Raw genomic sequence first — 23527 nt, 5'->3', positions numbered from 1 at the left:
ATCAACGACGAAAACCTCTTACACTGAATACCTTTCGACAAACTCTAACCTCTCATAATACAGGGCAAGTACATGGCTTTAAAACAGATATTTTTTACAATGGGATTGGCCTTCTTTTCAGCGCATTCATTAGCTGCACAAACCACACAAAAACTAGCAAGCGTAAAAGGTACGCAAATAACCGGCGTTACGGTTAGTGGCAACGGCGATGTATTTGTTAACGCGCCTAACTGGCGAAGCGGTGTCGAATTTGCAGTAGCAAAAATATCAGATTCAGGAAGTTTTGAAGCTTATCCTAATGAGCAGTTAAATAGCTGTGTGGCGTCAACTAGGATGAGCGATGATTGCTTTTTAGCGGTACAGTCGGTGGTGGCTCACGAAGATAAATTATATGTTTTAGATACCCGCAACCCGCAATTTAAAGGGGTTAAAGATGCCCCTCGTATTTTTGTAATAGACCTTGAAACAAATAAGGTGGAAAGTGTGCTCACCTTAGGCAGCAAAGCCTATCACTCTGATTCTTACATTAATGATTTGCGCGTTGATGATAAAACGAATCGAATTTACATGACAGATTCTGGCCATGCCGGACTCGTCATCTACGACTTAGGCGACAACAATAGTTACCGTATTTTAGATAACCATCAATTTACCCGTGCGGAAACTTCTACGTTAGACATTGCTGGAAAACCGTTTACGAACACAGTTCACTCTGATGGCCTAGCGCTTGATAGCCAACATGACATTGTTTATTTTCACGCATTAAGTGGCTACACCCTATACGCGATAGATACCCTAGATATAAAACCTACAAGTAACAACGACATTGCCAGTAAAGTACGCAAAGTCGCCACTACAGGGGCACCTGACGGCCTAATTTATCATGATGGGGTTTTGTACCTCGCCGATTTAGAGAAGCAGTTAGTTCAGTACTTAACGCCCGATTTAACACTGCACACTTTAGTAGATGGGGATGCAGTAAATTGGGCAGATACGTTTAGTATTCATAATGACGCGCTTTACTACACCAACAGTAAAATTCAAGATGCTGGCAGTGACGTAAGTAGCATGGAGTTCGAGGTTTATAAAGTAGCATTGCCATCACCAAGCAAGCTCGCTAATTAAGGCGACAAAACCTTTTATCGTAAAGATGGAAATAATGCGCTAAAAGCGGGGCGATATACGTTGAAGTACCTTAGGTCATTTTTACTCCTAAAGTCAGATGCAGTATAGTGAGTGTCCACTTTTAGGTAGTAAATGAATGTCGATTAACCTGCGTAAAACAAGCCGCAATCTTCACTTGTGGCTTTCTTTGGTCATTTTTATTCCTGTCGTGATTGTGATTGGCAGTGGCCTTTTGCTGCAGGTGAAAAAAGAATTCGATTGGCTACAACCGCCTACCCAAAAAGCCACGGGTAGTGCGCCATCTATTAGCTTCGAAAAAGTTATCGAATCAGTGCAACTCGCCCCCGAAGCTCAACTGAATAGCTGGGATGACATCGACCGGTTAGACGTTCGCCCCAGTAAAGGCATTATAAAAGTACGCGGAAAGAATCATTGGGAAGTGCAGCTAGATGCAATTAGTGGCGAAGTGCTGCAGGTTGCTTACCGGCGCACCGATACTATCGAAGCTATTCACGATGGCAGCTGGTTTTTTGAAGGGGCAAAACTATGGTTGTTTTTGCCCGCCGCCATTTTGCTGTTCATTTTATGGCTGACGGGCTTAGTAATGTTATTTACTACGCTTAAAAGCAAATATCTAAAGCAATATTATCGCTCACAGCAAAAAGGTTAGTGCTAACTGTACGCTTTCACCTTGAGCAAATGCTGCTTTGTCGTCGGCGCTCACATAATATTGCTGATTAGTAAGATTCCGCCAACTCGCTTGCACCAACGTACGTTGGCTCAATTCCCATGCCGCGCCAATATCTAACGTAGTTACATTATCGAGTGCTTTTTCACCATCGCCAATATCTCGTTTGCTAGCACGATAAACAAGCGTTGAAAATAGCCGTACATCCTCTAGTTCATACCCTAGTGTTAAGCGCTGACTATTTGGCGGAATATCAGCGATAGCGTTTCCTGCAGCATCCTCGCCATCAATCCACGCGCCATTTAACTGAGCAAACCAATACCCCGGATCTGTTCCGTTATTTTGCGGTCTGATTACAGCTTGTGACTGTTGCCAATCTAACTGATAGCTTATGCCTTGAATGGTCGCACTGTCTAAATTGCTATAAACCTGCACATCCTCAGATACCGTAGTTCGTTCAATATAGTGATTGATTTTCTGGCGAAATACTTCAACTGAGCCGGTTAAAAAAGTGCTGTTGTACAACAACGAAGCCTGTATATTTGTGGCCTGCTCTGTGTCTAAATCGGCATCACCTAGCACGGTGCCCCTAGGGGTTTCTCCCGAAAAATAGCGTTCGGTTAATGACGGATTTCTAAAGGCGCTAGATAAGTAAACACTTGCCGACCATTGGGTTGAAAGCGTATGGCTGGCCCCAATAAAACCGCTAACGTTAGTATTAGTGACATCATCAGCGTTGTTAGACTGCTGCTGCCAATCAAGCCTGCCTCCAAATGCTAGCGAAGTAGCACCAAAGGTACGCGAGGCATCGGTTATACCTGCCACTGTGGTTTCACTAGCATCCAATGTACGAAGCTCGTAAGCCAATTCCGAGATAAAAGATGAGCCTGTTAGGTTTGAAGTTTCATCTAAAAGAGGCTGATTTGTAGGGGATTCGCCTACAAGAGAGTCGTCTACAAGCGATCCGCTAGCAGAGGAAACCAAAGAGAACTCTCTTTCATCAATAATTACCCCCTTTCGCCCCATCAGTTGAACTTGCCAGTTTACCTGCCAGTTATTAATGCGTGCGTTACTGCCCACATCAAACCCAAAATCTAACGCCTCGCTTTCACTTTCGTTTATCCGATCCTCTGGCCTTAAAATATGGGTGTCCAATGTGGATTGGTGCCACCAAAGGTGGCTTACTAGGTCTGTGCTAGATGTGTCAGAGCTAGCTATGTCTTCGCTAAATAAGTCAGAGAATGCAAAGGTCATTCTGCCTAGCCAGTGCGTGTTTTCTGGGTAGGTAGTCACTCTATCTTGTGGAAAGTCACTGCTCGATTTACCAACATCACTGTTATCTGAATACAACGTCCATGCTTCTTTCAACACCCCATTATCTGGCCTATGCCGCATAAACACAGCTGTTTGCTCAAACTTATCAAACAGGGTATTCCCTTGTGCGTCAGAGCCATTATCCCCTTTACGGTATGACAGATTCCAGTCAGTATTACCTGCGTAATCGGCATAACTGTAATCCTGTGCCTGTTGGTTACTGCTCCACCCTAATTGAAGGTTAGATTCAGTATTGGAAGGAAGTAACAAATCCACTGCGCCACCAATAGCGCCGGAGCCTAAATAGGTAGATGCAGCACCTGGAATGACGGCACCACCTTGAATAAAAGACGGTGGAACAAAGCCAACACTCGCCCCCGCTCGGCGGTCGCTCACAATAGGTACGCCATCAAGTAACGATTGAATTCGCCAGCGAGAAAAGCCGCGAATATTGATGTTTTGAATTTGCCCACCTTGCCCATTTAAATTAACTGAAGGCGATTGAAGCAAAATATCATTGATATGAGGGCTACCCACAAGATTTGATTTATCGTAGCTATATTGGGGAAAAATACTGTTTAAGGTTTCATTGTAATAAGGGCGCTCTGCGGTGACAGTGTACCGCTCGACTTCCTCAACGCGCTTACTATCAGGACTTATATCGTCAGCGCTTTTATCATCAGTGGCAGCGGCACAAAAAATGGGGGCAGCTAAAAATGAAACGGTTAAAAATAGCTTAAAGGGGGCTAATCCAAACATCGATAACTTAGCAGAAGGCAATTCAAAAAACTTTGCATGGAAGATAAAACAGAAAGAATACGACAGGCTTTTCATTGGGTCTTGCTACGGTGATAAAACTAATAAAAGGAAGGGTAAGAATAAAAAACGCGGCAGCATAATGCTGCCGCATCTATTTTTACTAACGTAAGCTAGTTTGTAATAACAGGAATACCAGCGGTCCAAGGACCACCTTCATTCACTACGGCTTGTTGTAGTGCAGGCACAGTAGTTTCATGCAGTGTTTTAATACGTGCACTCACTTTGTTTAATTCATCTTCAGCATAACCAAGTTGATCTTTATGCTGTTGAGTAGGTCCGTAAGATGAACCCAGTGCCGATCTTGCATAGCGTAAACGGCTCATAATATTCGCCGGTTTAATGCCTTTACGATTGCGCGACTCTAGACCACTAAACGCCTTATTAATATCGTTTAATTCACTTTGAATACTCGCAAACTTAGCTTCTAGTTGGCTTACATCACTAGGGGTACGGTCAATAGCGACACGAAGCAATTCCATTGTCTCTTTCACTTGCCCCAGCACCGTGCTTGAAGACATTGCACGTTTTTGCGCTTTATCGACCGCGTTACCATAAGCGGTGATTTCTTCAGCCGAGGCCCCGTCGAGTGCACCTTCATAGATAGATTCCAGCGTAAACTCAACAGGCTCAGCCAGCTGAGTAACCGTTGCTCCTTCACGCTTAAACAACGTAGCGCTATAGGTGCCTGGCAATGCCATTAAGCCATTATTTTTGCTGTCTTTCTTAGTAAGCGGTGTGGTATTTGAGTATTTCATATCCCACGTAATACGATGTAGCCCTTTCTTAGTGCTACCCGCTACGCGATTTATGACGTCACCCGCACTGTCACGAATTTCAACATAAATAGCAGGCGCTGGCTCTTGAAGCTCGGCTTCAATCGCTTCCCAACTTGGGTACTTAGGATACTTGTCATCTTCCAGTAGCTTTTTCTCAGCTTCTTGACGCTTGCCCTTCGCGGTTAACAAACTGTCTTTTAAGAAATAGGTTAACGTAGCACCATGTGCAGGGTTCTCTGCCACAAAACGGTCATCGCCGTCTGAGTCGGTGTGTTTAGTATCTAACTGAAACCATTTCACAGGGCGACTAGGCGCGAATAAAAGCGCGTCTTGTTGCATCGATTTTTCAGTTAAGGCACGAAGTGGTGCGTAGTCATCCAAAATATAAATACCACGGCCAAATGTACCGGCCACTAAATCGTTTTCTCTGCGCTGAATTTTCACATCGCGAGTAGAAATGGTTGGCATACCGCCATCTAGTTCAACCCACTTTTTACCGCCATTAACCGTAAAGAAAACACCAAACTCAGTACCAATGAACATCAAATCTTTGTTCACATGATCTTGAACTATACGCCACACAAGATGTTTTGCAGGTAAGTCATCAGCAAGCGAGGTCCACTTTTTGCCTAGGTTAGTCGACTTAATTAAGTAAGGTTTGTAGTCGCCATATTTGTGGTTATCTAAAGCAACATATACCGTATTCGGATCGTATAAATCAGCGCGAATATCATTCACGTAAGCGGTGGCGGGAATGCCTTTAATATCGTCTAATTCGATTTTCTTCCACGACTCACCGCCATTGGTAGTGACTTGAATAATGCCATCGTCAGTACCTGCCCACAGAATATTCTCATCCACTGGGCTTTCAGAGAAGTTAGCAATGGTGTGGAATTCTGTCATGGCATACAAATCCCACCCCGCTTCTACCGACCATGTTCTGCCCATCATAGGCATGTGCATGCGGTTTCCGTCTTGGGTGAGGTCGCCAGAAACGGCTGTCCAGCTATCGCCGCGATTGTCTGAACGCCATACGCGCTGTGAAGCAAAGTAAATACGCGCAGGATCGTGGCTAGACACATTAATCGGTGCATCCCAGTTGTAGCGCTCTGCTGGGTCGCCTGGAAGTGGCTGCGGCTTAACGTAAACACCTTCTTTGGTGGTCATATCTACGCGAGTTAAATTACCCTGTTGCCACTGCGAATAAATAATATCCGGGTTACCCGGTTCAACCGCTGGCTGGTGTCCATCTCCGCCTAGTGTCAAGAACCAATCTTTGTTCTTAATGCCTTCTTTACGATTAGTACGTGAAGGACCACCTTGAGTAGAGTTATCTTGTGCGCCCGCATAAATCATATAGAAAGGTTTGGAATCATCCGGTGCCACTTTATAAAACTGGGTTAGCGGCAAGTTAGCCATAAAGCGCCAATTGGCCATTCTATCGTGAGACATGTAAATTCCGCCGTCTGATCCCATCAAAACAAAATCAGGATCGGTAGGATGAAATGCCATTGCGTGATCGTCCACGTGCTTGCGTTTGGTATTAATTGGCGTCCAGGTTTTACCGCCATCGTCAGACACTTTACTGTAGTTACTGGCAATATAAACACGGTCGAACTGGTGTTGGTCAGCAAAAATTTCTTGGTAATAATGAGGGCCTGTTCCAGCACCTATCTCATCAGATACTTTGGTCCAACTTGCGCCTTGATCGGCTGAGCGATAGAAGCCACCTTTGCGGTTATCAGTTTCGATAGTGGCATAAAGTACATCAGGGTTCATAGGCGATATCGCCATACCTATTTTACCCATGTTACCTTCTGGCAAACCGGTTTTAAGTTCGGTCCAGGTTTCACCGCCATCGTCAGAGGTATGAATGCCTGCGCCTTCATTAGTCCCTACATATACCGCAATAGAACGCTGGCGAGCCCATGTTGCTGCATAAAGTTTATCAGGGTTGCGCGGATCGATAAGTAAGGAGGTTACGCCAGTCCATTTGTCGGCAGGCGTAAGTACTTGCTTCCAAGTATCACCACCATCGGTGGTTTTGTACAAGCCACGTTCACCGCCGCCAGACCACAATGGCCCTTGGGCTGAAACCCACACAATATCGGGGTTTGTTGGGTGAATAATAATGTCAGAGATATGTTCAGATTTCTCTAAGCCCACATTATCCCATGTTTGACCGCCATCGACAGATTTGTATACGCCGTCGCCAAAGCTAATATGACGCCCGCCGTTATTCTCACCTGTACCTACCCAAATAATATTTGAGTTACTAGGCGCAATTGTCACATCGCCAATAGAGTAAACCGCTTGTTTATCGAAAATAGGCGTCCAGGTGTTACCAGCGTTCGTAGTTTTCCATACGCCACCAGAACCTACAGCGGTATACCATGTTGAAGGGTTATTTTGATCGATAGCAATATCAGCTATTCGGCCAGACATATAAGCGGGTCCAATATTTCTAAGCTCCATGGCTTTAAAGGTTGAACTGCTAAAAATAGGTTTGTCGTCGTTAGATTTTTCTGCAAAAACAGTCGAGCATGAGAGTGCAAGAGATACAGCTACTGCAGCTTTAAAAAGCTTCTTCATTATTATTATCCACAGATTAGTTGTTATATTATCACGCTAAGTAAATGTGATTTTATACAACTACTAACAAACCTTTAAAGATTCAATAAACACACGACCAACTAACGAATATAGAGGTTAAAAAATGGTCGTGAGTGGAAAACGAATTTTGGTGGGATAATAAGCAAAAAAATATATTGCCCAGTTGAGTGGGCACCATTTTAAAAAGCGCCAAGCTTCTGATGAAAACTTGGCTCTTTCGGAAACGTATGCGCTCAGTAAAACTAAGCTGCTTTTAGAAAGTGCAGCATGAGTAAAAATACTTTCTTTTTAAAGGTGTGCTCTTTTTAGAAGTACGTTCTTGTTAAACGTACGCTTTTATCAAAAAGTGACGATGTCATCATTAATCAAATGACCGACTACCGGGCTGTTCTCAGCATCGATAAACCCGTTATCAATGGCTTTAGCACGGCCACGTGTGACTTTACGGTAGTTAGGATGCGTGTAAATGTACGTTTGTTTTGAACGTAATGCTTCTAACACACGTTCAGCCAACATAGATACAGGAATTCCCGACTCCACGGCCATAGTGGCAGCTTTCGCCCCTGCTTTTAGTTTTTCTTTATCGATACGCTTTGCAGTGGCTACCGCATACTTTTCTTGTCTATTACGATAAGACTCATGAATACGGGTTTTTACGAATGCAGGGCATAATACCGACGTGTGAATATTAAATGGCTCAAGCTCTGGCACCCAACCTTCAGTCATAGACACAACCGCCGCCTTAGAGGCGCAGTATGCGCCAGCGTATGGCATACCCATCATGCCGGCCATCGACGCCACGTTTAACACCCAGCCCCCTTCGCCGTGCTCTTTGATAGCAGGAACGCAAGCTTGAGCACCATATAGAACGCCCATCACATTCACGTCCATCACCCAGCGCCAGGTTTCAGCTTCTGAGTCTTCTATTTTTCCAGGCGAGCCACCAACACCCGCGTTATTGATGACCATATGTATTTTGCCAAACGCTTCTTTGGCTTTCGCGACAACCTCTTCCCACTGGGCATAGTCGGTGACATCAAGTGAGCAGGTTATTAGCTTGTAACCCTTAGCGCGCAAATCTTCGCTAGATTGTGCAAGGGCTGCGGCATCTATATCGCCCATCACAATATTCATTCCCTGCGCCGCTAATGCTTCACTTAGGGCTAAGCCAATTCCACCCGCTGCGCCAGAAATAACCGCGGTTTTACCTGAAAATTCATTAGACTGAGACATCTGCTCTCCTGTTGCCTTTATTAGCGCAGCAAATACGATTGCTGCAACGTCTGCTTGCCGCCACCACTACGACCAGACGAAGTAAGGTCAACAAAGAAGCGGAGCGCTATGAGTTATATAATCGACAAGTAGAGTAGTCTGCAGATGTGTGGGTAGATACTTTATTTGGCTAATTTCAGATACTTCATGAAATCAATAATGTGAAGAAAATAGACTGCTGCTTTTTAGTGAAGCTAATGAAACCAACCCGTCTTTATTATTTTAATAATATGACTTCTTAATAGAATATGACTGATTTTCAAAATATATTTAGGCTGTAAGCCATAATAGAGTGCTTCTACTCATCGCAAAAATCGGCTTACTTAACTGTTATCCCAACTGACTTCATGTAAGCCTAACCACGCGGAAAAACAAAACATTAAATTAACAAAATCATATCTTAGCAGTGAGTTAAATACACAAATCGAATGTAGGCACCCAATTCTTAGGGCTTTCAACTACCCACAGCCTCTACACTCCCAACCCTATTAAAAATTAATTATTTGTTAACGCGGGTAAAAATCGAAAGTTTTTTATTGAAGTGATTTTTAATAAAGTGGGCAGTCGCCCCCTTGTGATGAACAGAATTAATCATTACTCTCCCTCGCTGAAATAGCGACTCAAGTTCATTTAATTGCACCGGCAATTTTCGAGGATTTTTATTTAAGCATGGCTAATCCACACCCTTCAATTGATGTTTTTCTGCAGCCTGCTTTCGCAGCATTTGTGCAGAAACTTCAACGCTACACCACAGGTGTAGGGGTATTCCTATGGATTGCAAACGCCGCCTTATTGCTTAACGTAGCATTGATAGCCAGCGGCACAATGGCCGACTCCGGCGAGTTTGTTAGTGCGCTCCACGACAATATTGTTATTGAGCCTTTTTTCATTGCCGCTTTTAACCAAGCGCTCTCCCTGTTTTCTCTTCCTACCATTATATTGGTGCTGGTTGGCCTTCAAGTTCATGCTTGCGCCACCGCTAGAGCCCAGTTTATTGGCAATGACCAACCTGTTCCTTTCGTTTTTCACGAATACCCTCACCCCTTTATTCAAAAAATTGGTAGCCGAGCACCTCCTACTCTCAGCTAACCGTTTTTGATATCGATGTGTAAACACTGATCGTTACCCGAAAACGCTAAATGGCGTGCTTGTCTTTGCGGACTAAGCACCGCGGCCATCTATTGTCTTCGGTATGCATATCGATGATCTATTTGCTGCTTACCTTTGATGCTTATCTTTGCTGCTCGTCTGCACTGTTTATTTGTGCTGACTAATTGCCGCAACCCCTTGAACTTACGGGTTATAGGAAAAATATTTTTGTCTATTCGTAACCTCTTGAAACTAACTTTTACCACAATCGTGCTGATGCTAGCCGGTTGCAGTGGCGGCGTACTCGATCCTAAAGGGCAAGTAGGTGTGGATGAAAAGAATCTCATCATTCTTTGCACCATTCTTATGCTCATTGTTGTGATCCCAGTCATTGTGCTAACACTCTATTTCGCTTGGAAATATCGCGCCAGTCGCGACTTTGAAATTTACACCCCCAAATGGGCCCACTCTACCAAAATTGAAGCTTTGGTATGGTCAGTTCCCGTACTCATTATTGTTGCTTTAGGCGTTATAACTTGGCGTTCAACCATAGCCTTAGACCCCTATGCACCGCTTGAAGGTCAAGGTGAACACCTTACTGTAGAAGTGGTGTCATTAGACTGGAAGTGGTTATTCATCTATCCAGAGCAAGGCATTGCTACGGTGAACGAATTAGTTTTTCCTGCTAACAAACCCATCGCTTTCAAAATTACCTCTGAAAACGCCATGAACTCGTTTTTCATTCCACAATTGGGCAGTCAAATCTACTCAATGGCCGGAATGGAAACCAAGCTACACCTCATTGCAAATGAGCCGGGTACGTTCAAAGGCATTTCATCCAACTACAGTGGCGCGGGTTTCTCGGGCATGAAATTCAATGCTATTGCCACCCCTACAGAAGCTGATTTCGACGCTTGGGTAGAGAAGGTTAAGCAAGAAGATACGGCATTAACTTCTGGCTCTTACAAAGAACTCGCAGAGCCCACCGAAGATCATCCTGTGACCTACTACGGCGATGTAAGTGATGGGTTATTCCACGAAATACTAATGAAATATATGAAAGACCACGGCTCGATGGATTTTTACAGCAAGCCTAATAACGCGGCTACAGGTATGAAAAAAGCGATGCCTGATATGCACAAGGGTCATCATGAAGAGGTTAACGAATAATTATGTCTTTTTTAGGTAAATTATCTATAGAGTCAGTGCCTTACCACGAACCCATTATTATGGTTACGTTGGCAGTGATTGCTGTAGTGGGTATTGCGATTGCACTGCTCATAACAAAATATAAGCAGTGGGGCACACTGTGGAATGATTGGATCACGTCTGTTGACCATAAACACCTAGGCATTATGTACATTGTGCTGGCTATGGTGATGTTACTACGTGGTTTTGCAGACGCTATTATGATGCGTACCCAACTTGCGGTGGCAACGAATGGCGCACCTGGCTATTTGCCACCAGAACACTACGACCAAATTTTCACCGCTCACGGCGTTATTATGATCATCTTTATGGCCATGCCATTTATGATTGGTTTAATGAACATTGTGCTACCGCTGCAAATTGGTGCCCGTGATGTTGCTTACCCGTTTTTGAATAATTTAAGTTTTTGGCTTACCGCTGGCGGTGCCATTCTCATTAATATTTCATTAGGTATAGGTGAGTTTGCAAAAACAGGTTGGGTAGCTTATCCGCCAATAGCGGGGCTTGAATTAAGCCCGGGGGTTGGCGTCGACTACTACATATGGGCCTTGCAGATATCAGGGCTCGGCACGCTACTTACTGCGGTTAACTTCTTAGTGACTGTATTTAAGATGCGTGCACCGGGCATGAAATTAATGCAAATGCCAATTTTCACGTGGACATGTACATGGGCAAATATCCTTATTGCCGCGTCGTTCCCTATTCTTACGGCAGTGCTCGCCATGCTAACACTAGACCGCTATCTAGACTTCCACTTCTTCACGAACGAAGCGGGTGGTAACTCGATGATGTACATTAATTTATTTTGGGCATGGGGCCACCCTGAAGTTTACATTTTGGTGCTACCTGCTTTTGGTATTTTCTCAGAAGTTATTTCAACCTTTACGGCAAAACGCTTATTTGGTTATACCTCAATGGTGTATGCATCGGGGGCAATTGCCATTTTAGGCTTTGTAGTATGGCTGCATCACTTCTTTACCATGGGTTCAAGTGCCAATGTAAATGCCTTCTTCGGTATTATGACCATGGTTATCGCGGTGCCAACAGGGGTGAAACTATTCAACTGGTTATTCACCATGTACCGCGGCCGTCTCGTACTTAGCGTACCTGTTCTATGGGCATTAGGCTTTATGGTGACCTTTACCATTGGTGGAATGACCGGTGTTCTGCTGGCTATACCTGGCGCCGATTATGTACTTCATAACAGTCTGTTTTTGATTGCTCATTTCCACAACACCATTATTGGTGGAGCGGTATTTGGTTACTTGGCAGGTTTTGCATTTTGGTTCCCGAAAGCCATGGGCTTCAAGCTTGATGAAAGAACCGGTAAGGCCGCTTTCTGGTGCTGGCAAATTGGTTTCATGATGGCGTTCTTACCATTGTACGTGCTGGGCTTCTTAGGCATGACCCGTAGGCTTAACCATACCAACAACCCTGACTGGAACTTGTGGCTATACATTGCAGCAGTGGGTGCGTTTGTTATTGCCCTTGGTATTTTCTTCCAGCTATTACAGTTGTACATAAGCTTCAAAAATAAAGACAAGCTTGATGACACCACCGGCGATCCATGGAATGGACACACACTGGAATGGTCAACTGCATCGCCGCCTCAGTTTTATAACTTTGCGCACATTCCTCACATCCACGATATCGATGCGTGGACAGACGCAAAAGAACGAGGTGACTCTTATCAAAAACCTGAGAAATACGCGCCTATTCACATGCCGAAGAATACCTCTGCTGGCGTATTCATGAGCATGAGCTTCACCGTAATGGGCTTTGCGCTTATTTGGCATATTTGGTGGTTAGCCGCTGCTGCGCTTATCGCTGGAATAGGTGTATTTATTAAGCGTTGTTACACCTGTGATGTTGATTACTACGTTCAGGTAGATGAGATTGAAAAAATTGAACAAGCGCATTTAGCTGCCAATGCGAAAGGAGCGTCTGTATGAGCGCACTAGCAAATGATATAGCAACTGATATGGCTCGCGATATACAACAAGAACATGAGCACGAACATCACGAAAACAATACGGTATTCGGATTTTGGCTTTACTTAATGACCGATTGCTTGTTGTTCGCGTCGTTTTTCGCCACTTACGCCGTGTTGTTTATGAATACGGCTGGCGGCGTGTCTGGTAAAGATATCTTCGAACTTAACTTTGTGGCGGTTGAAACCGCCGCGCTACTCGTTAGTAGTATCACCTTCGGCTTCGCCATGATTTGCGCGCACAAGCAAAACAAAAGTGGTGCATTGGCATGGCTTGCTATTACGTGGGTGTTGGGTGCTACCTTCATAGGTATGGAAGTGTATGAATTCCACCATTTAATTGTGCATGGAAATGGCCCTCAAGAAAGCGCCTTTCTTACTGCCTTTTTCTCGCTAGTAGGCTTACACGGTATCCATGTTACGTCGGGGCTAATTTGGATGACAATTTTGTTTATCGAAGTGTTGCGCCGTGGCTTACCGGAGAAAACGGTAACAAGATTAAGTTGCTTAAGCTTGTTCTGGCATTTCCTCGATATTGTATGGATTTGTGTTTTCACTGTGGTTTATTTAATGGGGGCAATGTGATGACGGGTAATCGTTCTAACAAAATAACCGCCAATTCGAGTAACGGAAATGCCATAACTCATGCTGAATGCGCCCATGCGCAAGACCATGGCAACGTGAAAACCTATTTAATTGGTTTTGTATTGTCAGTGATTTTAACGGTTATTCCATTTTGGATGGTAATGGAAGGAGACTTCTCAAAAGTGACCACCTTATGGAGCATCGTCGTTTTCGCGATTGTACAAATTTGGGTTCATCTAAAGTACTTCCTTCACCTTAACTTTGTTACTGAAGACGGTCGAGCCAGTACTATTTCGTTTTTATTCAGCGCACTCATTATCTTCATGGTAGTAGGGTTGTCGATTTGGATAATCTACGAATCGAACGCCATGATGATGTACTAGCCCTTCGCGCGTAACGAAGGTTAGGCACTGACAACGAAAAAGGTAAACAGTTAAATGAACGCTATATTTCACCGCTATTTATCGGTGACTAAACCCGGCATCATTATGGGCAATTTAATTTCCGTAGCAGGTGGTTTTTTACTCGCTGCTCGCGGGGATGTTGACTGGCCTTTAATGATAGCGACCTTGGTTGGCTTGTCTTTAGTGGTGGCTTCTGGTTGTGCGATTAACAACTGCATAGACAGCGACATCGACAACAAAATGCAGCGAACACGCACTCGGGTGACAGTTACCGGCGAAATGTCGTTGAAAGCAGCCTTCTGGCACGGCGCAGTGCTAGGGGTTGCAGGGTTCGCTTTACTGACTTTTTATACAAACCTAACGGCAGTGTTTTTCGCTGCCTTGGGTTATGTGGTTTACGTAGGTGTATACAGCTTATACATGAAGCGTAACTCTGTATATGGCACCCTTGTGGGCAGTTTGTCTGGCGCGGTGCCGCCCGTGGTAGGTTACTGCGCAGTAACTGGCACATTTGATATGGCCGCCGCGATATTGCTAGTGATGTTCAGTATATGGCAAATGCCTCACTCTTACGCCATCGCTATTTTTCGTTACAAAGATTACGAAGCGGCCAACATACCGGTACTTCCTGTGGCACAAGGCATTGCAAAAGCTAAGCAACACATTGTGTTATACATTGCGGTGTATGCCATGGTCACACTACTGTTACCAATTGGTGGTTATACTGGCGTAGGCTTTCTGGCCGTCGCCTTTTCTACAAGCTTGTGGTGGTTGATCATGGCCTTAAGAGGGTATCGCCGCGATATTAATATTGAAGGCTGGGCACGCCAAGTGTTCGGGTTTTCAATTATCAATATCACGGCGCTCTCAATTGCCATGGCTGTGGATTATCACAGCAGCGTTTTAAGCCTTTTTTAGTTAAACTTTTTACGTAGCGACGACTTAGGTGCTAGTTCGCTTCTATGGGAGATAGATGACGAATTTCAGGTGCTGTTGCCAAAATGGTTTCATACAGTGCAAATACCGACTTGGTATATTCTTGCGCGTAATGAAAGTCTAAGTCGGCCTGGCACTTGAAGTGTTCCACCAAAATATATTGGCCATTTTCTTCATCTTCAAAAACGTCAAACCGAATACATCCTGGCTCGCGTCTAGTAGGGATGAGAAGGCGCTGTAGTGCCTCTATTCCCTTTTCATAATAGCGTAGCTGTGGTTGAATAATGGCAACAATATGCACAGGTTTGTCGGCTTTCTTCATGAATTTTATCCTATGATTTTTTGGGTTAATAATTTAATTGGCTTAGCAAGGGCGTACGCAGCCACAAAGGCCATGGGGTAAGCCTTAATGAATGCTATTGACCAATCTGACAAAAACGTATCTGTGATCCCTAAATTAATAAATGTCACCCAACCGGACATCAGTCCAGACAGACAACATGAAAACAGCGCAGTAAAGATAATTCTTTCCATCCATTCCTCCTTAAAGCGATGTTAGTGTATACGTGTGTCGCTTGGTGAGAATAAGCGAAATGGAAACCTTAGATTGCAGGAAATGATGTGCTAGATGACTTAACGCTTTTTATCGAAGTGATCCAAAGAGGCAGTTTCGCTAAAACGGCGGAAGATTTGCGTATATCGCCGTCCGCGTTATCAAAACGTATCGCAAAACTTGAAATGCGATTTGGTGCCCCTTTACTATCCCGTTCGTCTAGGGGCGTAGTGCTGACTGCATTTGGTAAAATGGTATACGATGATGTTGCCGATGTTATTTTACGCGTAAAACAAAAGGTGCAAGCATACGACAGTACAAAACTAAATATGCTTAGTGTGTTATGTCCACAAAATTTGGTAACCGGCCCATTATTTACGCCGTTCAGTGAATTTCAATTTTCTCACCCAACATTGCAACTGCGTATAGAGCCTAACAACCGAAACGAATTAACCAGCCAAAAGCAATTTGATATCGCGTTTCGGGTAGGAGAACAGCAAGACTCTTCATTGATACAGAGAAGAATGGGCAGTGTTTCTGTTCACATTGTTGGAAGGGATAATAAACTAAATACTTCTCATCTTTTTGTACCCTACACCATCAAACAAATTCCCAACGCTGAGCAGTTTACTATTTTAGCCGGCGCGTATGACAATGTGCATTTCGTGGGTGATATTACGCTAGCGAGACAGTTTGTAGCGTCAGGAAATGGGGCAGCACTGTTACCCAGTACTGAAATTCAGACACTCATAGATGATAAAACGCCTGGTTTGCAGTTTCATAGTGGGCAGTTATTTACTCGCCCCATCTATGCATTGTGGCCTAATTCATCTAGCCCAAGTGTTCAAGCGCGGGATTTAATTGAGAATGTGCATCGCTATTGTAGTGCCACTCCATCGTTGTGCGGCGGGGCCTTGTCTATAGGTTATATGCTAAGTATGTGCGATCAATGAGTGGGATATGAGGAACATTTAAAGCATATGGCAGCGGAAATTTCTACACCCGCTGCCATAGATCTACCGTGAAGTTACAAACATTAAGCCTGTTAAGTCGTCTGCGATGTTGGCATTACGTAAACTTCTCGTACGCAGGCCGAATTATTAGCAGATAATGCAAACAGCACCGATTTGGCAATATCTTCGGGCTGTAGCTTATCTTCTTTGGGCTCATCGAAAAATGGCGTATTAACCATACCTGGGCAAATGGTAGTGCATCGCCCGCCCCACTCTTTCATTTCTTCCGCTAAGTTTTGCCCAAAGCCATAAGCAAACCATTTGCTCGCGCCATATACTGAGCCTTTAAGCGCAATTCTGCCCGCTACCGAACTGGTTAATATAAAGTGACCTTTAGTCTTTTTCAGCAAAGGTAGTCCAAGCTTTGCAGTGTATAAAAGCCCATTTATATTCGCGCCCAACATGCTTTGCCATTCTTCAACATCGCCATTTTCGATACCTGCACTTTTAGCGCCTGTACCCGCATTGGCGAATACACCATCTACTTGGCCGTAATGCTTAGTTACTTTGCTAAACGCCTTTTCTAAATCATCGAAATCGCTCACATCGGCAGTAACTGCAAATGCATTTTCATCGCCAAGTTCTGCCACTAGGTCGTTAAGCTTATCTTCGCTTCTTGCAATTAAGGCAACTTTATTGCCTTCATTTACCAATGCTTGGGCAGTTGCTTTGCCAATCCCGCTTGATGCACCGGTAATAACAATAACCTTTGAATCTGTTTTCTGACTAGACATACATACTCCTGGTCAATCTAATTATTTACTCGCCTAAAGTTCTTTGTGAGAGTTTCTAGTCTCACCTAAAATGCTTAAGCTATGAGTTCACTAATTTTCTCTACAAAGGCAGGAATGTCATCTGGGTTTCGGCTGGTAACCAATTTACCATCTTGCACCACCTGCTCATCTTTCCAGGTTGCGCCTGCATTTATCAAATCGGTCTTAATACTTGGGAAGGAAGTCAGGGTGCTATTTTTTGCCAATTCCGATTCAACGAGTAACCATGGCCCATGGCAGATAGCGGCAAGGGCTTTTATACGAGGCTCGGCGTGCGCTTGCTTTATAAATGCAACCGCGTCGCTATTGGTACGTAAAATATCAGGGTTAATTTGACCGCCTGGCAATATCAGCGCATCGTAATCGCTTGGCGCTACAGAGGAAACTTGCGCATCTACCGATATTTGTTTGCCCCAATTGCCTTCATTCCACGCAGTAATACTGCTTTGATCATCAATTGAAAGTATCTCTACTGTCGCCCCCTGCTCTGTCAGCATATCTCTTGGCTGCACAAGCTCACTTTGCTCAAAACCATCGGTAGCTAAAATAGCGATCTTTTTACCTTCTAAATTTTGCTGATTACTCATAATGAAACTCCTATCTCTTAAACAACATCTAATGCCGCTTCCCATTCAGTGTTTGCGTAAAGCAAAGCTGAAAATGAAGATTGCTTGTATGTACGCTATTCAGCGGTACACTTTCTAAGCCGGCAATTCGAATAACTAATTTGTATGTGTAGCTTTGAGACTGCAATATCCAAACCAGTGCTATAAAAACCTTAAGCTTCTGTTTATATGCAATTTTTTGCTAGAGATGAAAAGTTACAGTGCTTTGGCCGGAACCTTGAGCGTGCGACTTTTTCAGCATTTATGAAGGTTTTACATGAGGATGAACCCAGCTACATGTAGAAAAACATCAACAGAGCACCAGCTATCATAAACAGGTTTTCAGTCAACGAAACAAAACCCAATGGCACATTGCTGTCGCCACCTACGCAGGCACATTTAAGCTCCCGTTTATCGATATACACCGCTTTGATAACTGAAACCGCTCCTACCGTTCCGATAAACAGGGAGAACGGCGCCACTACTAGCGCGGGCAATTGAGCCACCATACCAATACCTGCATAGGCTTCTACAAACGGATAGATATACCCGTAGCGAACCCATTTCATGGCTAATAAATCGTAGGTAATAAATGAATTGGTGAAGCTGAAAAGACCTTTCAACTTTTGTACTGCCAACAGCGACATTGAAAACGCAATAAAGAGCATTAGCGTGCGAAGCGAGAAATACGCCCCCGCGACAGCATATTGAACGGCTAAAGCTAATAGCGCTGCAACAGAGAATATGGCGATTACGGGTGTGTACGTTGTACCAGTTTGTCCCGCCTCGCCTTTGCCAAAATACGTACGCAACTCATCGTATCCACCTATCCGCTCATTGTTTATAAAAGCTTGTGGCGTGGTTTTTACATCGTGCTTAGCTTTAAACGCATCGGTTTCTTCTCTGGAGGTAAGCGGTCGATCGTCTATCTCATAGCCTTCTCTTTCCAGCAAATCTTTTGATCGCAAGCCAAATGGGCAAATATGATTGTCGGTGACCATTCTGTAACAGATAGGTAGTTACAATATTCGTACCGACTACACCGCACACCACCGAATTGATCGATATGAGGGCAAAATCACCTTTATATCCACGTTCCGCCCACTTAAAAATAAACATAAAATTAACATTTACGTTATTATCCAGTTACTGAAGGTTGAAAGGGAAGAACGACATGGCGTCAGTGCAACATGATGATATACCCCATTTTGATGTACTCATTATCGGTGCTGGGCTTTCGGGTATTGGCACCGCTTGTCATATTACAAATACATTCCCCAAAAAAACTATCACCCTCCTAGAACGGCGTGAAACACTGGGCGGCACATGGGATTTATTTAATTACCCAGGTATTCGTTCAGACTCTGACATGCTGACGTTTGGCTATAACTTTCGCCCTTGGAATAAGTTGCACACTTTGGCGGATGGCCCCGCAATTAAACAATATATTTCTGATACTGCAGATGAATTTGGGGTAACAGAGAAAATTCAATTTGGCGTTAAAACGCTAAGTGCCAATTGGGATAGTGAATCAAGATGCTGGACGGTTATAGCGCTTCACGAAAAATCGGGTGAGAAACGTCAGTATACCTGTGGGTATTTCATAAGCTGCACCGGCTACTACGATCAAGATGCTGGGTATCGGCCTACATTTCCTAATGAGGAATGTTTTAAAGGGCGGAAGATTCATCCGCAACACTGGCCAAAAGACCTTAATTACAAGGATAAAAACGTTGTCATTATAGGAAGTGGCGCCACCGCGGTAACCTTGATGCCCGCGATGGCAAATGACGCGGCTCGTGTCACCATGCTTCAACGCTCCCCTTCATATATTTTTTCAGTTCCTTCAGAAGACAAAATGACTGAAATGCTTCAACGAATTCTTCCTAAGCAGTGGGCTTTTAACTTTGCGCGCAAACGGAACTTGGCCCTGCAGCGGGGGATTTATTTAGCTTGTCGTCGTTGGCCAAATTTTATGAAAAAGTATCTACTTTCACATGTGCGAAAGCATGTGGGCGACAGCGCAGATATGCGTCATTTCACCCCTAAATATATGCCATGGGATGAACGCCTTTGTTCAGTACCTGATGCCGATTTATTTAATGCTATTCGAAGTGGAAAAGCTGCTATTGAAACGGGCGAAATAGCGTCGTTCACTGAAAACGGTATTACCATGAAAGATGGTAGAACGCTTCAGGCGGATATTATCATTACTGCAACGGGTTTAAATCTACTTACCCTCGGTGGCATTAAGGTTAGCATCGACAATACCCCCTGTTCATTCTCAGAAAAAATGACCTACAAAAGCGTATTGATTGAGGGCATGCCTAACATGGCGTGGATATTTGGTTACGTTAACGCTTCTTGGACATTGAAAGCAGACATTTCCGCTACATACCTTTGTCGATTGTTTAAATACATGCAAGATAATGATTTTGACGTAGTGGTGCCTGAAGATCATGATAACTGTGCGCTGGATGACGGTGTCATGGATTCTCTGCAAGCAGGCTATGTACAAAGGGGCAAACACCAACTTCCTCGTCAAGGCGCTAAATACCCTTGGAAAGTCACTATGCATTATGGAAAAGACAGAAAAATGCTATTGAACGACCCTATCGAGGACGCTGCTTTACACTTCGTCAAAAAAGAAAACAGCATGTGCAAAGCAGCACCGCAAAAAAATATAAACACAAGAGAGGCATCAGCATGACCTTCGTTTTTTTACACGGCTCTGGTTGCACAAGTAACGTGTGGGAACATCAAGTTTCGTTTTTCAACAATAGCTTAGCGCTTAATTTTCCAGGCCACCCTGAAGGGGAAGCATTGCGCGATGTAGAATCTATTGCGCAATGGGTGCTTAACACCGTTGAACAAGAAGCTTTAACCAACGTGGTGTTAGTAGGTCATTCTTTGGGAAGTGCTGTTGCCATGCAAGCTGCTCTGCTTGCACATAGCAACTCAACGACTTTTGATGCCGATAGACTTAAAGCACTGGTGCTGATTGGGGCTGGCGCGAAATTAAAAGTAATGCCTCAACTACTTACCTCGCTAGCAACGCTTATAGAAGAAGGCGGCGAATTTCCCGATTACTTGCTGGCATCAAACCAACAACTGCAAGAACCGTTAAGAACTCAGGTGAATACGGCAATTATTAACAACGGTGCAGCGGTTATGCTGAACGACTTTAATGCTTGTGACCATTTCGACATTATGCAAGAGATAGGCAGTATTAATTTGCCTATACAACTCATTGTAGGCGACAAAGACATTATGACCCCTGTTAAGTATTCTGAATACTTACTCGCGCAATTGCCTGATGCCCAATTAGAGATTGTAGAAGCCGGAACCCATATGGTGTTTGCCGAGCAATATGACAAAGTGAATGCATGCATTCAACGCTTTGTGGATGGGTTAGCCTAGTAGCAATACTGTGTAAGCAAAAAAGGCGTTACCCTCACACAGGTAACGCCTTTTTACTTTGTATATTAAGTGTTTGTTTACAGCGTTTAGTTCTAACTTTGCATTGCCAATTTTTGCTTGCGCTATTATTGAACGCTGTTTATAAGCACTATTTAATTAAGCGTATCTTCAATATAGCCGTCAACTATTTGTGCTAATACATCTAACGGCACGGCACCGTTTTTCAGTACTGCATCATGAAATTCACCCAAAACAAATTTATCGCCTAACGCTACTTTGGCTTTTTCACGCAGTTCCAAAATTTTCATCATGCCCACTTTGTACGCAGTGGCTTGGCCCGGCATCACGATGTAACGTTCAATTTCAGAGGTTACATCAGATTCGGCCATGCCTGTATTAGCAAGCATGTACGCTATTGCTTCTTCACGCGTCCAGCGTTTCGCATGAATACCAGTATCTACCACTAGCCTTACTGCACGGAAAAGCTCGGCTTGTAAACGGCCGATATTATCAAACGGGTCGTCTTGGAAACCGAGTTCCCACGCTAGACGTTCAGAATAGAGCGCCCAGCCTTCGATGTAAGCCACGAAAGGCGCAACGGTTCTAAAAATTGGTAAACCTTCTAGCTCCATTGCAATGGCAATTTGGAAGTGGTGGCCAGGAATGCCTTCATGGTAAGCAAGTGTTCGCATGCTGTAAGTAGGCGTTGCTTTAATATCATAAAGATTGGCAAAGAAAACACCAGGACGAGAACCGTCGAAAGCAGGCGGTTGATAATATGCACCTGGCGCCGTTTTCTCTTTAAACAGTGGAATGCGTTTCACTTCCATACCCGCTTCTGGGCGCACTAAAAATGCATCGCCAAGGCCTGCATCAATTTCATCTAGAATAGTTTGGTAATCGGCTAGAATTTGCTCCCGTCCTTCATCAGTATCTTCATAATAAAAGCGCTCGTCTTCTGCTAGCGTATTTATTGCCGCAGTAAAGCCTTGGCTAATATCAAAACCTTCTTGCGCTAATATCGCCAAAATCTCAGCTTGTATACGATCAACCTCTGATAAACCCACATTATGAATGTAGTCAGCAGTATAATCAGTGGTAGTGAAGAAACGCAGAGCCAATTTATACGCTTCGTCTCCGCCGTCTAAATGCCATAAGCCGTCATCGGTACCCGCCTTTTCTTTAAGGCCAGTGAAGTAGTCAATAAGCATTTGGTAAGTAGGATAAACCGTACTTTCTATTTCTGTAGCAACGTTGGACAAAAGCCCTTTGTAGTCAGCTTCAACAATGGCTTCAGACTCTTCCATACGGCGCTGAACTGAGGTATACAAAATATTTTCTTTCACTGGCTTATCGATGAAGCCCTGCATCTCATCTATCACACGCTGAATAACAAAGCGTGGTGGAAGGATATTTTTTTCTTCGCGCAACTTCATGCCTTCAAGCATCTGCGTAAAGTAGCGCTTACTTTCACTTAACCGGCTAACGTAGAAATCAACGCTTTCTACATCAGTAATTGGGTGCTGCCCATCCATGAAGCTCGGAAAGTTGCTTTGTGCCCCAGACATTTGGTTGAACGGGTAACTATGATATTGGTACTTTTCGAACCCGCTTAAGGTATCGAGCAAATACATTGCGATGTCTTTGGATAATTGCTGGTCTTCATCCAAGTCTTCATATTGCATGAGTACACTTTTAACTTGCATAAGCTCATCAAACGTAGCTTGTGAAGACGCTAAACTCGCATCATCAAGGTGGGCGTTATGGCCTTTTATACCCATACCATCTAACACGCCAATTGAGGTTAACGTTTGAGGGCTTTTTAATGCTTGCTTGATAAGCGTTCTGTCTAGAAATACACGAAATGAAAGCGGTTTTTCCGCTTTCCATTCATACGTTCCCCACGCAGCTGAACCCAGTATAATTACTAGCACACCTATGCCTAACCATTTAAAAAATGTTTTCATTCTGTCCCTTATTATTTTATTTGTTTTATAGAATCTAGACGCTGAAGTACGCGTTTGCGCGCTCTACATTTATTCAGCGGCTTACAAAAGTCAATAAAAAGGCTTTTGAGGTGTGCCTTTACGTTATTAGTGCATCAATAAAAATACATATGCGGTGACAGCGATAGCGCGCCTTATGTCTAGTCGCTTATATCTAATTTGATACTGTCGCAGGGAAGATTCGATTTAATCTGACGGGCAGCATGAGACAAGCAACGGACATTCAAGACTCCCTGCTTATAATTCCGTTATGTGCCATGCGGACTGTGGTACTAACTCGTTTATGCCCCAAAGTGAGCCAAATAGACACTACCTAACCATTACTACTCTTATTGTT

General features: G+C 43.9%; 20 protein-coding genes. 11 read left to right on the top strand and 9 right to left on the bottom strand.

From position 1 onward, the window contains the following. Window positions 1-72 precede the first annotated feature (72 nt). Window positions 73-1125, top strand: coding sequence for an L-dopachrome tautomerase-related protein (locus J8L84_RS09005; RefSeq protein ID WP_211070405.1), 1053 nt, complete (start codon window positions 73-75; stop codon window positions 1123-1125). Window positions 1126-1261: 136 nt separating this feature from the next. Next, window positions 1262-1795, top strand: coding sequence for a PepSY domain-containing protein (locus J8L84_RS09000; protein WP_211070404.1), 534 nt, complete (start codon window positions 1262-1264; stop codon window positions 1793-1795). Here the strand turns inward: J8L84_RS09000 and J8L84_RS08995 are convergent. The 3 genes from J8L84_RS08995 to J8L84_RS08985 all read right to left on the bottom strand — a co-directional run bounded on the left by J8L84_RS08995 (window position 1778) and on the right by J8L84_RS08985 (window position 8568). Then, window positions 1778-3961, bottom strand: coding sequence for a TonB-dependent receptor (locus tag J8L84_RS08995; protein ID WP_211070403.1), 2184 nt, complete (start codon window positions 3959-3961; stop codon window positions 1778-1780). The genes J8L84_RS09000 and J8L84_RS08995 overlap by 18 nt on opposite strands. A 95-nt stretch (window positions 3962-4056) precedes the next feature. After that, window positions 4057-7314 carry a glycosyl hydrolase gene (locus J8L84_RS08990; RefSeq protein WP_211070402.1) on the bottom strand — a complete coding sequence of 1086 codons (3258 nt, stop codon included), beginning with the start codon at window positions 7312-7314 and terminating at the stop codon, window positions 4057-4059. 360 nt (window positions 7315-7674) lie between these two features. Beyond that, entirely contained in the window at window positions 7675-8568 is an 894-nt protein-coding gene (locus J8L84_RS08985) for an SDR family NAD(P)-dependent oxidoreductase (protein WP_211070401.1), read from the bottom strand. A gap of 708 nt (window positions 8569-9276) precedes the next feature. On the opposite strand from J8L84_RS08985, the gene J8L84_RS08980 reads away from it, so the two are divergent. The 6 genes from J8L84_RS08980 to cyoE all read left to right on the top strand — a co-directional run bounded on the left by J8L84_RS08980 (window position 9277) and on the right by cyoE (window position 14802). After that, window positions 9277-9696: a hypothetical protein gene (locus J8L84_RS08980; protein WP_211070400.1), complete on the top strand. Its 420-nt coding sequence runs from the start codon at window positions 9277-9279 to the stop codon at window positions 9694-9696. A gap of 228 nt (window positions 9697-9924) precedes the next feature. Next, window positions 9925-10866, top strand: coding sequence for a ubiquinol oxidase subunit II (cyoA, locus tag J8L84_RS08975; protein ID WP_282100420.1), 942 nt, complete (start codon window positions 9925-9927; stop codon window positions 10864-10866). 2 nt (window positions 10867-10868) lie between these two features. Continuing rightward, window positions 10869-12857 carry a cytochrome o ubiquinol oxidase subunit I gene (gene cyoB / locus J8L84_RS08970; protein WP_211070399.1) on the top strand — a complete coding sequence of 663 codons (1989 nt, stop codon included), beginning with the start codon at window positions 10869-10871 and terminating at the stop codon, window positions 12855-12857. Between the two features lie 29 nt (window positions 12858-12886). After that, a complete protein-coding gene (gene cyoC, locus J8L84_RS08965; RefSeq protein ID WP_211070643.1) occupies window positions 12887-13480 on the top strand; it encodes a cytochrome o ubiquinol oxidase subunit III in 594 nt (197 codons plus the stop codon). A 53-nt stretch (window positions 13481-13533) separates the two neighbouring features. Further along, a complete protein-coding gene (gene cyoD, locus J8L84_RS08960) occupies window positions 13534-13863 on the top strand; it encodes a cytochrome o ubiquinol oxidase subunit IV (protein ID WP_348771831.1) in 330 nt (109 codons plus the stop codon). A 63-nt stretch (window positions 13864-13926) separates the two neighbouring features. Beyond that, on the top strand, window positions 13927-14802 hold the full coding sequence (cyoE, locus tag J8L84_RS08955; RefSeq protein ID WP_211070642.1) for a heme o synthase: 876 nt from the start codon (window positions 13927-13929) through the stop codon (window positions 14800-14802). Window positions 14803-14833: 31 nt separating this feature from the next. Here the strand turns inward: cyoE and J8L84_RS08950 are convergent, their stop codons facing one another. Both J8L84_RS08950 and J8L84_RS08945 read right to left on the bottom strand, forming a co-directional pair. Beyond that, window positions 14834-15142 (bottom strand): putative quinol monooxygenase, encoded by a 309-nt coding sequence (locus tag J8L84_RS08950; protein WP_211070397.1) that lies wholly within the window; start codon window positions 15140-15142, stop codon window positions 14834-14836. A gap of 5 nt (window positions 15143-15147) precedes the next feature. Then, window positions 15148-15354 carry a DUF2798 domain-containing protein gene (locus tag J8L84_RS08945; RefSeq protein WP_211070396.1) on the bottom strand — a complete coding sequence of 69 codons (207 nt, stop codon included), beginning with the start codon at window positions 15352-15354 and terminating at the stop codon, window positions 15148-15150. Window positions 15355-15441: 87 nt separating this feature from the next. Between J8L84_RS08945 and J8L84_RS08940 the strand changes: the two genes are divergently transcribed. Continuing rightward, window positions 15442-16326: a LysR family transcriptional regulator gene (locus J8L84_RS08940; protein WP_211070395.1), complete on the top strand. Its 885-nt coding sequence runs from the start codon at window positions 15442-15444 to the stop codon at window positions 16324-16326. 92 nt (window positions 16327-16418) lie between these two features. On the opposite strand, the gene J8L84_RS08935 is transcribed toward J8L84_RS08940, so the two are convergent. From J8L84_RS08935 to J8L84_RS08925, 3 genes are all read right to left on the bottom strand, one after another. Then, the gene (locus J8L84_RS08935) at window positions 16419-17120 is read right to left on the bottom strand and encodes an SDR family oxidoreductase (protein WP_211070394.1); all 702 of its coding nucleotides are present in this window, start codon (window positions 17118-17120) and stop codon (window positions 16419-16421) included. A gap of 74 nt (window positions 17121-17194) precedes the next feature. Next, window positions 17195-17746, bottom strand: coding sequence for a type 1 glutamine amidotransferase domain-containing protein (locus J8L84_RS08930; protein WP_211070393.1), 552 nt, complete (start codon window positions 17744-17746; stop codon window positions 17195-17197). A gap of 311 nt (window positions 17747-18057) precedes the next feature. Beyond that, a complete protein-coding gene (locus J8L84_RS08925) occupies window positions 18058-18765 on the bottom strand; it encodes a MauE/DoxX family redox-associated membrane protein (RefSeq protein ID WP_211070392.1) in 708 nt (235 codons plus the stop codon). A gap of 173 nt (window positions 18766-18938) precedes the next feature. Between J8L84_RS08925 and J8L84_RS08920 the strand changes: the two genes are divergently transcribed. Together J8L84_RS08920 and J8L84_RS08915 are read left to right on the top strand one after the other, a co-directional pair. Beyond that, entirely contained in the window at window positions 18939-20474 is a 1536-nt protein-coding gene (locus J8L84_RS08920; protein WP_211070391.1) for an NAD(P)/FAD-dependent oxidoreductase, read from the top strand. Further along, window positions 20471-21184 (top strand): alpha/beta hydrolase, encoded by a 714-nt coding sequence (locus tag J8L84_RS08915; protein WP_211070390.1) that lies wholly within the window; start codon window positions 20471-20473, stop codon window positions 21182-21184. The genes J8L84_RS08920 and J8L84_RS08915 overlap by 4 nt, the downstream gene beginning before the upstream one ends. Before the next feature lie 152 nt (window positions 21185-21336). Here the strand turns inward: J8L84_RS08915 and J8L84_RS08910 are convergent, their stop codons facing one another. After that, on the bottom strand, window positions 21337-23151 hold the full coding sequence (locus J8L84_RS08910) for a DUF885 domain-containing protein (RefSeq protein ID WP_211070389.1): 1815 nt from the start codon (window positions 23149-23151) through the stop codon (window positions 21337-21339). Window positions 23152-23527 lie beyond the last annotated feature (376 nt).

The organism is Alteromonas sp. MMG017, from assembly GCF_018100795.1.
Taxonomy (GTDB): Bacteria; Pseudomonadota; Gammaproteobacteria; order Enterobacterales; family Alteromonadaceae; genus Alteromonas.
This window is presented reverse-complemented; position numbering and strand designations above follow the sequence as displayed.